Source organism: Kitasatospora sp. NPDC093806, from assembly GCF_040683335.1.
In the GTDB taxonomy this organism is placed as follows: domain Bacteria; phylum Actinomycetota; class Actinomycetes; order Streptomycetales; family Streptomycetaceae; genus Kitasatospora.
The window spans coordinates 309,403-325,009 of the sequence record NZ_JBFBDO010000001.1 but is presented as its reverse complement, the minus strand read 5'-3'; the positions used below and the strand labels follow the sequence as shown (position 1 = coordinate 325,009).

General features: G+C 75.7%; 8 protein-coding genes and 1 tRNA gene. 1 reads left to right on the top strand and 8 read right to left on the bottom strand.

The window, feature by feature from the left end:
* Window positions 1–183: 183 nt before the first annotated feature.
* Window positions 184–260, bottom strand: a tRNA-Thr gene (locus tag AB0N76_RS01395).
* A gap of 206 nt (window positions 261–466) precedes the next feature.
* On the opposite strand from AB0N76_RS01395, the gene leuE reads away from it, so the two are divergent.
* Complete coding sequence (gene leuE / locus AB0N76_RS01390; RefSeq protein WP_363552130.1) at window positions 467–1,138, top strand: leucine efflux protein LeuE; 672 nt, start codon at window positions 467–469, stop codon at window positions 1,136–1,138.
* Between the two features lie 42 nt (window positions 1,139–1,180).
* Here leuE and AB0N76_RS01385 read toward each other — a convergent pair whose 3' ends face one another.
* The 7 genes from AB0N76_RS01385 to AB0N76_RS01355 all read right to left on the bottom strand — a co-directional run bounded on the left by AB0N76_RS01385 (window position 1,181) and on the right by AB0N76_RS01355 (window position 15,446).
* Window positions 1,181–2,716 carry an alpha/beta hydrolase gene (locus tag AB0N76_RS01385; RefSeq protein ID WP_363552241.1) on the bottom strand — a complete coding sequence of 512 codons (1,536 nt, stop codon included), beginning with the start codon at window positions 2,714–2,716 and terminating at the stop codon, window positions 1,181–1,183.
* A 711-nt stretch (window positions 2,717–3,427) separates the two neighbouring features.
* Window positions 3,428–4,636 (bottom strand): hypothetical protein, encoded by a 1,209-nt coding sequence (locus tag AB0N76_RS01380; RefSeq protein WP_363552132.1) that lies wholly within the window; start codon window positions 4,634–4,636, stop codon window positions 3,428–3,430.
* A gap of 211 nt (window positions 4,637–4,847) precedes the next feature.
* Complete coding sequence (locus AB0N76_RS01375) at window positions 4,848–6,059, bottom strand: DNA polymerase III subunit delta' (RefSeq protein ID WP_363552243.1); 1,212 nt, start codon at window positions 6,057–6,059, stop codon at window positions 4,848–4,850.
* 231 nt (window positions 6,060–6,290) lie between these two features.
* Window positions 6,291–9,785: a dTMP kinase gene (gene tmk / locus AB0N76_RS01370; RefSeq protein WP_363552134.1), complete on the bottom strand. Its 3,495-nt coding sequence runs from the start codon at window positions 9,783–9,785 to the stop codon at window positions 6,291–6,293.
* A 191-nt stretch (window positions 9,786–9,976) separates the two neighbouring features.
* Window positions 9,977–12,850, bottom strand: a complete 2,874-nt coding sequence (gene topA / locus AB0N76_RS01365; protein WP_363552136.1) for a type I DNA topoisomerase — start codon at window positions 12,848–12,850, stop codon at window positions 9,977–9,979.
* Between the two features lie 417 nt (window positions 12,851–13,267).
* Window positions 13,268–13,744 (bottom strand): DUF3592 domain-containing protein, encoded by a 477-nt coding sequence (locus AB0N76_RS01360; protein ID WP_363552138.1) that lies wholly within the window; start codon window positions 13,742–13,744, stop codon window positions 13,268–13,270.
* A gap of 169 nt (window positions 13,745–13,913) precedes the next feature.
* Window positions 13,914–15,446, bottom strand: a complete 1,533-nt coding sequence (locus tag AB0N76_RS01355; protein WP_363552140.1) for a methyltransferase — start codon at window positions 15,444–15,446, stop codon at window positions 13,914–13,916.
* Between the last annotated feature and the right edge of the window lie 161 nt (window positions 15,447–15,607).

Here is a 15,607-nt window from a genome sequence, read left to right as displayed (position 1 = left end):
CCAGCGCCGTCAAGCACTTTCCAATGCGACCGGCCGGTAACATTCCGACGCCGGTCGGTCCATGACAAGTCGTCAGCTACCTAATATGAAAACCCCGGGGCCCGGGCGAAATCGATCAAGGATCTTCTTCCCCAACAACGCCAAGAGGCCCAGATCGGACACTGTCCGGTCTGGGCCTCCGAGTGGAGCCGCCTATGGGATTCGAACCCATGACCTACGCATTACGAGTGCGTTGCTCTGGCCAACTGAGCTAAGGCGGCACCGCTGCCACAAGCAGTGGCAACGCGGGCCAGTCTACACAGGTTCGTGGGTGATCCGTACCGGGGCGGGCGGGTGGCCGCGGGCGCCGGTCACGGTCGTCGGGCGCCGGTCCTGGCCTCCGGGCGCCGCTCGCGGCCGCCGGGCGCCGGTTCGTACGACGTTACGATGAGCGCCCCTCCCCTCTCCCACTCCCCCGGAGCCCATCGTGCTCGGAGTCAACGATCTGGCGACCTACGTCCTCGGCGCCCTCGTCATCATCCTCCTGCCCGGACCGAACTCCCTCTACGTCCTGTCGGTCGCCGCGCGCAAGGGCGTCCGCACCGGCTACACCGCCGCGGCGGGCGTGTTCGTCGGCGACTTCACCCTGATCAGCCTCACCGCCCTGGGCGCCGCCTCGCTGCTGGAGGCCAACCCGGCGGTGTTCGCCGTGGTCAAGTTCGGCGGCGCCGCCTACCTGCTCTGGATAGGCGTCGGCATGCTGCGGGCCGCCCGGCAGCTGTGGCGCGAGCACCGGACCGGGCCGGACGACGCCGCCTCCGCCGCTGCCGCCGCCGACGCGTCGGCCCCGGAGTCCACCGAACGCCCGTTCCGCCGCGCCCTGGTGATCAGCCTGCTCAACCCCAAGGCGATCCTCTTCCTGCTCTCCTTCTTCACCCAGTTCGTCGACCCCTCCTACGGCCGGCCGGTGCTCTCCTTCGCGCTGCTCGGCGGCATCCTGCAGGCCTTCAGCCTCCTCTACCTCTCCCTGCTGATCTTCGCGGGCACGACCCTGGCCACCGCCTTCCGGCGCCGCAAGCGCCTCTCGGCCGGCCTCACCGGCGGGGTCGCCGCCCTGTTCGCGGGCTTCGCCGCCAAGCTCGCGGTCACCTCCGTCTGACGCCCGGTCACCCGTCGGGAACCGGCCACCCCGGCGCCCGCCTCAGCGGCCGCAGCGCTTCCCGTTCTCCGGCGGCTCGCCGCCCAGCAGGTAGCGGTTGACCGCGCCGTCGAGGCAGGCGTCGTGGCGGCCGTACGCGGTGTGGCCGTCCCCGTCGTAGGTCAGCAGGCGCCCCGACTCCAGCTGCCCGGCCAGCGCCTGCGCCCACGCGTACGGCGTGGCCGGGTCGCGGGTGGTGCCGACGACCACGATCGGCGCGGCCCCGGCGGCCCGGACGGTGTGCGGCGCCCCGGTCGGCGGGACCGGCCAGTAGGTGCAGGTCAGCGCCATCCAGGCCATGTCGCGGCCGAACCGGGGCGAGGCCCGCTCGAAGTCCGGCACCGCCCGCGCCGCGTCCTCCGGTCCGGCGAACGGCGCGGGCAGGTCCAGGCAGTTCACCGCCATGTTGGCGAACATCAGGTTCGGGTAGGAGCCGTCCGACTCGCGGCCGTAGTACGCGTCGGACAGCTTCAGCAGGGCGGTGCCGTCACCGGCCCGGGCGTCGGCGAGCGCGGTGCGCAGCCGCGGCCACAGGAAGTCCGCGTACATGGCCTGAATGACGCCGGTGGTCGCCTGCGCCTCGCTCAGCCGGCGGTTCCCGTCCGTGGTCGGCAGCGGGTGCGCGTCGACCGCCGTGAACAGGGCGGCCAGTTGCTCGCCCGCCTGCTGCTCGGTACGGCCGAACGGGCAGTCGTCGCGCTTGGCGCAGTCCCGGGCGAAGGCCGCCCAGGCCGTCTCGAACCCGCCCGCCTGGGTGCGGTTCCCGGTCGTCGCGTCGAGCGAGGGGTCCATCGCGCCGTCCAGCACCATCCGGCCGGTCCGGCCCGGGAAGAGGCCCGCGTAGGTGGCGCCGAGGAAGGTGCCGTACGACTTGCCGACGTAGTTGAGCCGCTCGTCGCCGAGCAGCGCCCGCAGCACGTCCAGGTCGCGCGCCGCCTCGACCGTGCCGAGGTGCCCGAGCCGGGCCCCGGCCTGCTTCCCGCAGCCCTCGGCGAACTCCCGGGCGGCGGCCACCAGCGCGTCCACCTCGGCCGGGTCGTCGGGGGTGATGTCGACGGCGGTGTACGCGTCCATCCGCTCGCCGGTCAGACAGCTGACCGGCGCGCTCCGGCCGACCCCGCGCGGGTCGAGGCCGACCAGGTCGTACCGGGCCCGCACCCCGGCGTCGTAGCCGCGGGCGGCGGCCTCCACGTACTCGACGGCGGAGCCGCCCGGACCACCGGGGTTGAGCAGCAGCGAGCCCAACCGGTCCGCCCCGGTCGCCCCGGCGCGGACGGCCGCCAGGGTGAGGTCGCCGTCGGCGGGACGGTCGTAGTCCAGCGGCACCCGGAAGGTGGTGCACTCGTAGCCGTCGTCGCACGGCTGCCACCCGAGCCGCTGCCCGTAGTAGGGGGCGAGCCCGGGCGGCACGGCGGCGGGCAACGGCTCCAACGCCGTGACCCCGGCCGGAGCCGCCGTCACGAACGGCGCCGCCGAGGCGGAGCCGGAGGCGTCCGCACCCTGCGCCCCCGCACCACCGCCGGCACACCCCCCGGCCATCAACCCGACCACCGCCACCAGCGCCGCCACTCCCCCACCCACCCGCACGCCACCCCGCCGACCCGCCGGACCGTACGCCGCAGAGCCGTCTCCGCGCACACCAACTCCCGCACTCACCCAGCCCCTCGCCGGGCCGTCCCCCTGCACCTCGCCCCCCGCGGCCACCCAGTCCCCCATCGGACCGTCTCCGCGCACACCCGCACCCGCGTCCCTCCGGACGTCGACCCCCGACTCCACCCGGCTCCCCACCGGGCCATCCCCCTGCGCACCCACCCGCGCCTCAACCCCCGACTCCCCCCGGCCCCTCACCAGGCCATCCCCTTGCGCACCCACCCGCGCCTCGACCCACGGCTCCACCCGGCCCCTCACCAGGCCATCCCCTTGCGCACCCACCCGCGCCTCGACCCACGGCTCCACCCGATCCCCCACCGGGCGATCCCCCCGCACACCCCGCCGCACGTCGACCCGCCTGCCCGCCCGCATGTGGGATCCCCTCGACCGACCGCGCCCGGTGACCTCACTGCCACCCGGGGTACCGGGAAGCCTAGGGCGTCCCCGACGGTTCGCGACGGATCAGCGCGCGGCGTCAGCCCGCGGCGTCAGCCCGCGGCGTCAGCCCGCGGCGTCAGCCCGCGGCGTCAGCCCGCGGCGTCAGCCCGCGGCGTCAAGGCGACTGGACCACGCCACACGACGGCTCCGGCGCCCGGCCGGTCAGGGGGTCTTGCCGAGCGTCTCGCCGAGGTACTGGGCCGCCTGGCGGACCAGCCGCAGGCGGATCCGCTCCGGCGTGTAGTCCTGCGCGTTGTCCGAGATCCGCACCTCCGCGCGGGCCGCCGCCCCCGTGCCGGCGCGCAGCGCCGCCTGGAGTTTGCGGGCGGCGTCCAGTCCGGCCGTGTCGGCCTTGCCGGCCGCGAGCAGCAGTCGGGGAGTCGCGGTGGCGGGTGCCTCGGCGCCGGCCTGGACGAGCGCGGCGGCGTCGTACCGGCCGGAGACGGCGGCGGCCGCGCCGTACAGGTCGGGGCGGGAGAGTCCGGCGGCCGCCGCGCAGGGCGCGCCGCCCTCGACGCCGAGCGTGCCCCAGCCGGCCGGGCCGGGCGGCAGGGTGCGGAAGGTGGCGGCGATGGTGGTGCGCAGCGCGGTGTCGTCGGCGACGGCCTGCGGGGCGGCGGCGACCAGGTCGCACGGGTAGCCGGTGCCGTTCGGCGCCTCGGGGGCGACCAGGATGAACGGCCGGGACTTGGCGGTCTGGGCGGCGGAGGCCAGGCCCTCGAACACGTCCGGGACCTCGGCGTCGGCGGTCTTGCGCGGCGTGGCGGCGTGCATCACGACGACCGGGAAGCGGGCGTTCGGGTCCTTGGCGTACTGGGCGGGCAGCCAGACCCGGACGTTGCGCGGGTGCCCGTCCGGGCCGGGCACGGCGGACTGCAGCAGCTCGCCGCCACCCGGGCGCCCGACGCTGTCGAACCGGCTGACCACCGGCGCCGGCGCGGCCGAAGTCGCGGGAGCGGAAGCGGAAGCGGAAGCGGGAGCAGCAGCAGGAGCAGCAGCAGGAGCAGCGGCACCGGTCGGCGGAACCGCCTGCCGGCTCCCGACCCCGTCCTCACTCCCGTTCCCGTTCCCGCCCCCACCCCCGGCGTCACCGAGCGGTTCCCCCGCCACCGCCCCGTTCTCCCCGGTCCGCCCGTCCACCCCACCCAGCCCGCCGAACGCGCCCAGCGCCGTCAGCAGCGTCAACACGGTGACGCAGACCCCGCAGGCCATCGCCCCGGCCGCCCGCACCAGCATCGGCCGCTGGTCCCCCGTCAGCTCGTACGTCTCGGCGGCCCGCAGGTCACGCCAGCGCAGCAGCGCGCCGCGGGCCAGCCAGACCCCGCCTCCGGCGGCGGCCAGCAGGGGGACGACCAGAAGCGAACGGACCATGGGACGCACCACCTCGCAGGAGGGCCGGACGACCGGTCGGGCCCGGCGCCGTACGGGACGCGACGGCCCCGGCGGCGGGGCACAGTCGGCCCCCAGCGTGCGGGACGACCCGGGTGTCACACGCGGGTGTGCCCGGCGCGTATCGCTCGTTCACTCGAAGGTGGGACACCGTCCGGGGCGGGAAGCCCCATCCGACGGAGCGCCGGGGGGCTCAGCCCGCGCGCAGGGCGACCGTCATCGCCTCGACCGCGAGCAGCGGGTCGACGTTGCGGTCCAGCGCCCGCCGGCAGGCGAGCACCGCCTCGATCCGGCGCAGCGTGGACTCCGGCGGGCCGGCCTGGGCGACCCGGTCGAGCGCCGTCCGCTGGTCCTCGTTGGCCAGCGCGCCGGCGGAGCCGAGCTGGAGCGCGAGCACGTCCCGGTAGAAGCCGAGCAGGTCCAGCAGGGCGACGCCGAGGGTCTCGCGGCGGGTGCGGGTGGCCCGGCTCTTCTGCCGCTTCTCCAGTTCCTTGACCGCCCCGGCCATGCCGCGCGGCGCCTTGCTGCCCTCCGCCGCGCCGTACGCGGCCTTGAGGTCGTCGGTCTCCTTGGCGTCCTGGGTCTCGGCGAGCGCCTCGGCGTCGGCCTTGGCGGTGTCGACCAGGCGCTGGGCGGCGGCCAGGCAGCCGCCGATGTCGGCGACCTCCAGCGGGATCCGCAGCACGTCGGCGCGCCGGGTCCGGGCCTGCTCGTCGACGGCCAGCCGGCGGGACCGCTCGATGTCCCCCTGGCCGGCCAGCGCGGCCATCCGGGCGGTCGAGGGCTCGACGCCGTCGCGCTGGACCAGCATGTCGGCGACCGCCTCGGCGGCCGGGGTGCGCAGCACCAGCAGGCGGCAGCGGGAGCGGATGGTCGGCAGCACGTCCTGCACGGACGGCGCGCAGAGCAGCCAGACGGTGCGCGGGGACGGCTCCTCCACGCCCTTGAGCAGGGCGTTCGCGGCGGCCTCGGTGAGCCGGTGCGCGGCGTCGACCAGGATCACCGACCAGCGGCCGCCGGTCGGATAGCTGGAGGCCCGCATGACCAGGTCGCGCATGTCGCCGACGCCGATGGACAGGCCGTCGGTGCGGACGTACTTCACGTCGGCGTGGCTGCCCGCGAGGACGGTGTGGCAGCCGTCGCAGAAGCCGCAGCCGGGCGTGCCGCCGAGCGCGAGGTCGGGGCTGGTGCACTGGAGGGCGGCGGCGAAGGCGCGGGCGGCGGTGGTCTGGCCGGCCCCGGGCGGGCCGGTGAACAGCCAGGCGTGCGTCATCAGCGAGGCGTTGCCGCCGGGCTCCGGCGCGGCGCCGCGGCCGGCGGCGGCGGTGGCCCCGGCCGCCCGGGCGGCGGCGGTCAGCTGCTCGACCACCCGCTCCTGGCCCACCAGGTCGTCCCAGACGGCCACTGCTGCTCCCAAGCTCGGTACGGACTCCGCCCCGGTACGGGCCGACGGCGGTGGGGACCGGAGGTCCGCGGGCGCCCCGGGTACGCCTCCCGTTCCCGCCGTCGAGCATACGTGCCCGGCCCGACACCCCCCGGCGCCCCCGGACACCCGCCCCCGGTGAGCCCCGGCGCCGCCCGGGATCACCCCGAGCGGCGCCGCCACCGGTCAGGCCGGTCAGGCCGATCAGGCCGATCAGCCCCGACGCCCCCAGCGCCGGCCCTTGCCCTTGCCACCGTCGTCCCGGCCACGGTCCGAACCGTCGCCGCCCTCGCGGCCCTCACGACCCTCCCAGCCGTCCCGGGCGTCCAGGCCCGCCTGGCCGCCGCGGGCTCCGGCGCCGTCCTGGCCGCCCTGGTCGCCCTGGCCCCAGCGGGCCCACTCGTCGCGCGAGCCGAGCAGGGTGTCGGTGAGGCTCGGCAGGTCGTCGAGCGGGGTCTCCTCCGCCCAGTCCGGCCGCGGCCGGCCGTCGGCGGGCGGCTGCTCCTGCTCCGGGTCGATCACCGGCAGCTCACGCGTGCTGTCCACCGGGCGCTCCGCGGGCGGCGTCGGACGGGGGGCGGCACCGGGCCGCTCGTCCCGCCAAAGCCCCGCCGGCAGCCGACCGTCGGAAGCGGCGGACGCACCGGAAGCACCGGAAGCACCGGCCGCACCCGGCTCGATCCGCGGCAGCACCGCCGTCCGGTCCGCGTCCGCCGCCGGGATCCGGGGCAGCACGGCCGTCTCGTCCACGGCCGCACCGCGCGGGCCCGCGTCCTCCGGCACCACCGGCAGCGGCGCCGTCGTCGTCACATCGGCCACCCCCGCGGCCCCGGCGGCCCGGACGGCGGCGCGGCGGTCCCGCTCGGAGATCTCCCGGGTCGCCTCCTCGCCGTCCTCGGCCCGCACCGCCCGCAGCTCGGTGGTCGCCGCGTCATCCGCCTGAGGAACAGCGCCCGCAGCGGCCGAACCGCTCCGCTCCGCCCGCTCCGCCGCCTCGGCGGCTGCCGCCGCAGCGGCCGCCAGCGCGGCGGCCTGCGCCAGCCGGGCCTCCTCGGCCCGCTGCAGTGCCTCCTCCGCCCGGCGCCGCTGCTCCTCCCGCGCCAGCTCGCGCTGCCGCTGGAGCTCGGCCTGGGCGGCCGCCTCCTCGGCGAGCCGCTTGCGCTCGGCGGCCTCGGCCGCGAGCCGCGCCTCCTCCTCGGCACGCCGCTTCGCCTCCTCCTCGGCGCGGCGGCGGGCTTCCTCCTCGGCCCGCTTCCGGGCCTCCTCGGCGGCCTTGCGCGCGGCCTCGGCGGCGACCCGCTCGGCCTCCTCCTTGGCGAGCCGCTCCTGCTCCGCCTGCTCGGCCCGCAGCTGCGCCAGCACCTCCTGGCGCTTGCGCTCGGCGGCCTCCTCCTCGGCCCGCTTGCGCGCCTCCTCGGCGGCGCGCCGCTCGGCCTCCTCGCGGGCGAGCCGCTCCTGCTCGGCGCGGGCGGCCTTCTCCTGCTCGGAGAGCGGCAGCTCGCGGTCGAGCCGGTGCCGGATGGCGGTGGTGACGGTGCCGGGCTGGTTGCTCCCGTCGACGACGAGGTAGCGCGCCGGGTCGGCGGCGGCCAGGGCGAGGAAACCGGCCCGCACCCGCTGGTGGAACTCGGTCGGCTCGGACTCCAGCCGGTCGAGCGCCTCGGTGAAGCGCTCCCGGGCCCGGGTCGGGTCGACGTCGAGGACGACGGTGAGGTCGGGCAGCAGCCCGCCGGTGGCCCAGCGGGAGATCCGGGCGACCTCGGTGGCGGCCAGGTCGCGGCCGGCGCCCTGGTAGGCGATGGACGAGTCCATGTACCGGTCGGTGATGACGACGGCGCCGCGGGCGAGCGCCGGGCGGATCACGTTCTCGACGTGCTCGGCCCGGTCGGCGGCGTAGATCAGCGCTTCGGCGCGGTGCGAGAGGCCGGTGTTGCCGACGTCCAGGACGAGCGCGCGCAGCCGCTGCCCGACCGGGCTGCCGCCGGGTTCGCGGGTCAGGACGACCTCGTGGCCCTTGCCGCGGATCCACTCGGCGAGCGCCTGGGCCTGGGTGGACTTGCCGGCGCCGTCGCCGCCCTCCAGGGCGATGAAGAAGCCGGTGCCGGCGCCCCGGAGCGGGGTCGGGCCGGTGCCGCCGCGGACCGCGTCGACCAGGTCGCGGCCGAAGGGCACGGTGCCGCGCCGGTCGTCGGTGCGCAGCAGCACGACGGCGGCGAGGACCAGGGTGAGCAGTCCGGTGGTGGCGACCGCGAGGGCCGCCCCGCCGTGGATGAAGGTGAAGGAGCCGGGTTCGACGCTGCCGTACTCGACGTCCCCGTAGGCGGCGGCGATCAGCGGAACGCCGAGCAGCGCGGCACCGACCACGACCCGCAGCACCGCGTACAGGTGCTCGGTGACGGTGGGCAGCCGGAGCTCCTCGACCTCCTGGGCGAGCAGCGCGCGGCCGGTGGCGATGACGATCCCGGCGGCGAGCGCGGCGAGCACGGTGAGCAGCAGGACCAGCACGAAGTCGAGGACCAGCCCGGCCAGGATCAGCGCGACGCCCTCGGTGAGCAGGGCGAGCGCGAGCAGCCGGCGGCGGGAGAACCCGGGCAGGGTGGCCCGGGTGAGCCGGACCCCGAGCGCGGGAACCCCGGTGGCGGCGAGCACCAGCAGGCCGTAGCCGATCGGCCCGGCCCCGTGCTCGGCGGCGGTGAGCAGCGCGAGCGCGGTGACGCCGGCCATCGTGGCGTACCCGGCGGCGACCGCGAAGGTGAAGTAGGGGGCGGCGCCGGTGCGGCCCTTGCCGAGGGCGGGGCCGGGGGTGGCGTCGGTGGGGGCGCGCAGGCCGCGCAGCGGCGAGTGCGGGGGTGCCTGGACGGGGCCGCCGGGCAGCTCCTGGAGGTACACCCGGGTGGCCGAGGCGGCGAACAGGGCGGCGGCGCCGAGCGCGGCGAAGGTGGTCTGGTGGGCGCGCAGCCAGTCCGAGCCGAGGGCCGCGAAGACGTTGTTGACCAGGGTGAGCGCGACCAGCGCGGCGGCGGCGAGCGGGACGGTGGCCCAGCCGGTGCGGTGGTCCAGGGTGCGGACGGTGGCCAGGTTGGCGGCGGACGGGCGCCGCTCGGCGGCCGGGGCGTAGGGGTCCGCGGGCGGCAGCAGGCCGGGGACGGCGGCGGCCTTGGCGATCGCCCAGACCCGCTCGGCGGCACCGGTCAGGAAGACGGTGGCGAGCAGGACCCAGGTCGCCGCGCCGGTGGACCGCCCGCCGGCGGCCTCGGGGCCGGAGCCCAGCCAGACGATCCACCACGGCGCGACACCGATCAGCACGGCGCGCAGCACGTCCGCCCCGAACAGCGCCCAGCGCCGGTCGAGGACTCCGGTGAGCAGCCCGTGGACGGGGCCGAGCAGGGCGGCGCCGACCAGCGCGGTGGCGGCCAGCCGGGCCGCGAGGACGGCGGTGACGGCGAAGGCGAGGCTGCGCGGCAGGTCGCCGAAGCGGCCGCCGAGCGCGGCGGCGATCACGGTGAGCGCGAGCAGCACCAGCAGGCTGAGCCGGTCGGCGGTGCCGCCGATCAGCTGGGTGGTCCAGAGCCGGCGGTAGGGGCGCAGCCTCAGCAGGGCGCGGATCCGCTCGCCGGCGGTTCCGGCGGGCGCGACCTCGGGCAGGCCGGGAAGGCCGGTTCTGCCGTCCGCGGCGGCGCTGGGGGTGGGCTGGTCCTCGCTCGTCATACGGTCAGCGTAGCGGGCGGGGCATGGCGCAAAAGAGGGGAGCGCGGCTCCCGGCGGGCGCCGTCGCCGGGTTGTGACGGACTCCGCACACGCCGGTCGACCGGCGGGCCGGCCCGGGGCGGGGGCCGGCCGGGAACGGTTCGGGCCCGCGCCGCCGGGGCGGACGCGGGCCCGGTGCGACCGATCGGGTGTCAGCCCTCGTCGGTGGCGGTGGTCTTGCTCGCCGCGCTCTTCTTGGCCGTGGTCGTCTTCTTGGCGGCCGCCTTGGTGGTGGTCTTCTTGGCCGCCGTCTTGGCCGCCGCCGTCTTGGTGGCGGTGGTCTTCTTGGCGGTCGTCGTCTTCTTGGCGGCCGTCTTCTTCGCCGGGGCCTTCTTCGCCGTCTTCTTGACCGGCCCGCGCGCCCGCTTCTCGGCGAGCAGCTCGTAGCCGCGCTCGGGGGTGATGGTCTCGACCGCGTCGTCCTTGCGGAGCGTGGCGTTGGTCTCGCCGTCGGTCACGTACGGGCCGAACCGGCCGTCCTTGACCACGACCGGCCGCTCGCTGACCGGGTCGGTGCCGAGCTCCTTGAGCGGCGGCGCGGCGGCGGCCCGGCCGCGCTGCTTGGGCTGGGCGTAGATCGCCAGCGCCTCCTCCAGCGTGACCGTGAACATCTGCTCCTCGCTGGTGAGCGAGCGGGAGTCGGTGCCGCGCTTGAGGTACGGGCCGTAGCGGCCGTTCTGCGCGGTGATCTCCACGCCCTCGGGGTCGACGCCGACCACGCGCGGCAGCGAGAGCAGCTTCAGGGCGTCGTCGAGGGTGACGGTGTCCAGCGCCATCGTCTTGAGCAGCGAGGCGGTGCGCGGCTTGACGGCGTTCTTGCCGGTCTTCGGCGTGCCCTCGGGCAGGATCTCGGTGACGTACGGGCCGTATCGGCCGTCCTTGGCGACCAGCATGTTGCCGCTGACCGGGTCCGGGCCGAGCTCGTAGTCTCCGCTGGGCCGGGCCAGCAGCTCCTCGGCGAGTTCGACGGTCAGCTCGTCCGGCGGCAGCTCGTCGGGGATGTCGGCGCGCTGGCCGGGCTCGCCCTCGACGGTGGAGGCGCGCTCCACGTACGGGCCGTAGCGGCCGACCCGCAGGGTGATGTCGTCGCTGATCCGGAAGGAGCTGATCTCCCGGGCGTCGATCGCGCCGAGGTCGGTGACCAGTTCCTTCAGGCCGCCCAGGTGGTCGCCGTCGCCGTTGCCGGCCTCGGCGGCGCCGCCCGCGGCCGCGCCCTCGCCGGCGTCCTCGCCGAAGTAGAAGCGCTTCAGCCACGGCACGGACTGGGCCTCGCCGGCCGCGATCCGGTCGAGGTCGTCCTCCATCTTCGCGGTGAAGTCGTAGTCGACCAGCCGGCCGAAGTGCTTCTCCAGCAGGTTGACCACGGCGAAGGAGAGGAAGGACGGCACCAGCGCCGTCCCCTTCTTGAAGACGTACCGGCGGTTGATGATGGTGTCGATGATCGAGGCGTAGGTGGAGGGGCGGCCGATCTCCCGGTCCTCCAGCTCCTTGACCAGCGAGGCCTCGGTGTAGCGGGCCGGCGGCTTGGTGGCGTGGCCCTCGGGGGTGAGCTGCTCGGCGGCCAGCGGGTCGCCCTCGCTCACCTGCGGCAGCCGGCGCTCGCGGTCGTCGAGCTCGGCGTTCGGGTCGTCGGCGCCCTCGACGTAGGCCTTGAGGAAGCCGTGGAAGGTGATGATCTTGCCGGAGGCGGAGAACTCGACGTCCCGGCCGTCGGCCGAGCGGCCGCCGACCTTGACGGTGACCGACTGGCCGACCGCGTCCTTCATCTGGGAGGCGACGGTACGCATCCAGATCAGCTCGTAGAGCCGGAAGTCGTCACCGCTCAGGCCGGTCTCGGCGGGGGTGCGGAACCGGTCGCCGGACGGGCGGACGGCCTCGTGCGCCTCCTGCGCGTTCTTCACCTTGGACGCGTAGGTGCGCGGCGCGTCCGGCAGGTAGTCGGCCCCGTACAGCTGGGTGACCTGCGCCCGGGCGGCGGAGATGGCGGTGTCCGACAGCGTGGTGGAGTCGGTGCGCATATAGGTGATGAAGCCGTTCTCGTACAGCTTCTGGGCCACCTGCATGGTCCGCTTGGCGCCGAAGCCCAGCTTGCGGCTGGCCTCCTGCTGCAGCGTGGTGGTGCGGAACGGCGCGTACGGCGAGCGGCGGTACGGCTTGGACTCGACGCCGCGCACCGAGAACGCGGTCTGCTCCAGGGCGGCGGCCAGCTGGCGGGCGGCCTGCTCGTCCAGGTGCAGGGTGTTGGTGCTGCCGGCCTTGAGCCGGCCGTCCTGGCCGAAGTCGCGGCCGCTGGCGATCCGCTTGCCGTCGACGCTGCTCAGCCGGGCGCCGAAGTTCTCCGGGTCGGCGCCGGCCACCGCGGTGCGGCCGGTGCCGAAGGTGCCGACCAGGTCCCAGTACGAGGCCGAGCGGAACGCCATCCGCTCGCGCTCGCGCTCGACCACCAGCCGGGTCGCGACCGACTGCACGCGGCCCGCCGACAGCTTCGGCATGACCTTCTTCCACAGGACCGGCGACACCTCGAAGCCGTACAGGCGGTCGAGGATGCGGCGGGTCTCCTGGGCGTCGACCAGACGCTGGTTCAGCTCGCGCGGGTTGGCCACCGCCTCCTGGATGGCGGCCTTGGTGATCTCGTGGAACACCATCCGGTGCACCGGCACCTTGGGCTTGAGCACCTGCTGGAGGTGCCACGCGATGGCCTCGCCCTCGCGGTCCTCATCGGTGGCGAGGAAGAGCTCGTCGGACTCCGCGAGCAGCGACTTCAACTTGCTGACCTGGGACTTCTTGTCCGCGTTCACCACGTAGATGGGCGCGAAGTCGTGGTCCACGTCGACGCCGAGGCGGCGCACCTCACCGGTGTACTTGTCCGGGACCTCGGCCGCCGTGCTCGGCAGGTCGCGGATGTGCCCGACGCTCGCCTCGACGATGTAGCCGGGGCCCAGGTAGCCCTTGATCGTCTTCGCCTTGGCCGGCGACTCGACAATGACGAGTCGCTGTCCGTGCGCGGTCTCGCTGCTCGGGGACACCTTCGCTCTTCTCTCCCGGTCGTTACGTGAGCTGGTCGGCGCGGGCAGCACGGGCTGCGCTCCGCCCGACCCCTCCACCGTCCCGGGGCTGCCGCTGTACGACGACCCCACCAGCGGAGTGTGACCGTACCCCGGCCACCCTTGTCAAACGGACGGATCCCGCAATTTCACCGGCAAGGCCGACCGACGCCACTCGAACGGTAACCCGACGACCACGCATCGCGCCCTGCGGAGGGGGGCTTCGGCGGGTTTCGAAGGATGGAATGACGGATTTCAAAAGCTGTCAACGGAATATCGGTGCGGCCGGGGCCGGACCGGTGGTAGGGGCGTGATCCCTGCTCAGGGCCGGTCCGACGGCGGACCGGGCGGACCGGGCGGACCGCCGGGCGGCGGCCCGGGCAGCCGCTCGGGGGCGGGTCAGCGCGAGGCTGCGGCGAGCAGCAGGACTGCCCCCGCGGCCAGGCAACCGAGCCCGAGCCCCGCCCACCACAGGTCGGCGACGACCGCCCCGGGTCCCCCGTCCACCGCCGCCAGCACCGCGAGGGTGGGACGGCGCGGGTCGTAGGAGATCCGGACCGGGGTGCCGGGCGGCAGCCCGGGCGGACGGCGCAGGGGGGTGTGGCCGCGCGGGCGGGTCAGCACCAGCTGTCCACAGCCCTCCGCGGCCGACGAACCCGCTGAAGAGCCCGCCGAAGAGCCCGCCGTGTAGGAGAGCAGCGGCGCGCTGTCGAGCTCACCGCGCGGATCGGACTCGGCGACCACGGTGGCGACCGTCGGCACGCCACGACGGCGCACCCGGTGGCGCAGGCGCACTTCGACGGCGCACCACAGCAGGAGCGCGCCGCCGAAGAGGGCGAGTATCGCGCCGCCCACCGTCGCCGTCGTCGTCTCCACCCTGCCCCCAGCTCTGTCCACAGCCTGTGGACAGAGCCTCACAGTCGAGGGCCAACGAGGGACAGCCGTTCGGCGACCGGTCGGCGAACCGGGGGAAACGGAGAGATGAACCGGCCGCCCCGGGGCCGGGCCGACCGACCTTGGGGGGCGCCCCTCGGGGGAACCGGCCTCAGACCACCGGCCGGATGAACCCCTGCTCGGTGAGCAGCCGCAGCGACTCCGGCACCCGGTCCCGCAGCACCACCCGGTCCTCGCCCAGCAGGTGCGCGATCGCGTCCACGATTTCCCCGGCCGACAGCGTCCCGTCGCAGACCCCGACGAACCCGGCGCCCACCGTGTCCACCTTGGTGGCCCGCCGCATGCCGCGGTTGTGACGCAGGATCACGTGCTCCGGATCCTCCGCCCCGGGCGTGCCCACCTGCTCCTGGACGACCTCGTCGGCCAGCACGTACCGGGCCGCCAGCAGCCCCGCGTCGTCGTGCGTGCGCAGGAAGTCCTGCCGGTCGAACCACTCCTCGATGTGCGGACCGAGCGGCTGCTCCACCGGGTGCGGCCACTCCTCCACCCGGACGGTCGGCCGCTCGGCGCCGCTCGCCCGCAGGGTGATCCAGCCGAAGCCGATGCCCTCGACCCGGCCCGCCTCGAAGGCGTCCAGCCACTCCCCGTACCGGGCCTGGTAGTCGCCGCCCGGACCGCGGTGGTCACCGCCGTCGCGCAGCCACAGCTCGGCGTACTGGGCGACGTCCTGGACCTCGCGCTGGACGATCCAGGCGTCCAGACCGGTGCCGGCCACCCAGCCCGCCAGCCGGTCGTGCCAGTCCTCGCCCCTGACGTGCTGCCAGTTCGCCAGCAGCTGGCAGTGGCCGCCCGGCTCCAGGTGCGCGGCGGCGGACCGGACCAGGCTGCGGCACAGGTCGTCCCCGGCCATCCCGCCGTCCCGGTAGGTGAACCGGCCGCCCGGCGAGATCACGAACGGCGGGTTCGAGACGATCAGGTCGAACCGGCGGTCCCCCACCGGCTCGAAGAGGCTGCCGGCGGCGGTCTCCGCGTTGTCGAAACCGGACAGCGCCAGGGTCAGCTCGGTGAAGCGCAGCGCCCGCGCGTTGACGTCGGTGGCGGTCACCCGCTGGGCGTGCCGGGCGGCGTGCAGCGCCTGCACGCCCGAGCCCGAACCGAGGTCCAGCACCGACCGGGCCGGCCGCCGCACCGTGATGTTGGCCAGGGTGGTGGACGCGCCGCCCACCCCGAGCACCAGGTCCTTGCGGGCCACCCCGTGCGCGGTCTCCCCGGAACCGATCCCGCCCGCGCCGCCGACCGCGCAGCCCAGGTCGGAGACCACCCAGGCGTCCGAACTCGGCAGACCGGCCACCTCGTTGGCGTACGGGCGGACGTCCACGGTGGCGCGCACCAGATCGCCGTCCGGACGCAGCCAGCCGTCGGCCAGGCAGTCCTCGACCGGCAGCGCGGCGGCCGCCGCCTGGTACGGCACGGGCTGCTGCAGCAGGAACAGCCGCACCAGCGTCTCCAGCGGGCTGCCGCCACGGGTCGCCCGCAGCGCCGGCACCGCCTCGCTGCGGGCCAGCGCCGCGTACCCGGTGGGCCCGAGCAGGTCCAGGCAGCCGTCGGCGGTGTACGAGGCGGCGAGCAGCGCCTCGCGCAGCTTGGCGAGGCGGGTCGGGTCGAGAACGGGGCTACTGATCACCCCGCCATTGTCCCCCGCCGGACCTCCCCCGCTCCCCGTCTCCCCCACCCGGCCGCCCCTCCCGCCGGTCCCCCTCGGCCAGCACCCCCTCAGCCCCCAACCCCGCTCCCCCGGGCAGCCCCGCCCTCACCCCACCCCATCTCCCTGGACAACGCCGACCA

Bases quoted from the DNA above. Each gene is read 5' to 3' on its own strand.
- AB0N76_RS01385 (WP_363552241.1), bottom strand. From the start codon at position 2,716: ATGGCCGGGGGGTGTGCCGGCGGTGGTGCGGGGGCGCAGGGTGCGGAC.
- AB0N76_RS01380 (WP_363552132.1), bottom strand. From the start codon at position 4,636: ATGGTCCGTTCGCTTCTGGTCGTCCCCCTGCTGGCCGCCGCCGGAGGC.
- tmk (WP_363552134.1), bottom strand. From the start codon at position 9,785: ATGACGAGCGAGGACCAGCCCACCCCCAGCGCCGCCGCGGACGGCAGA.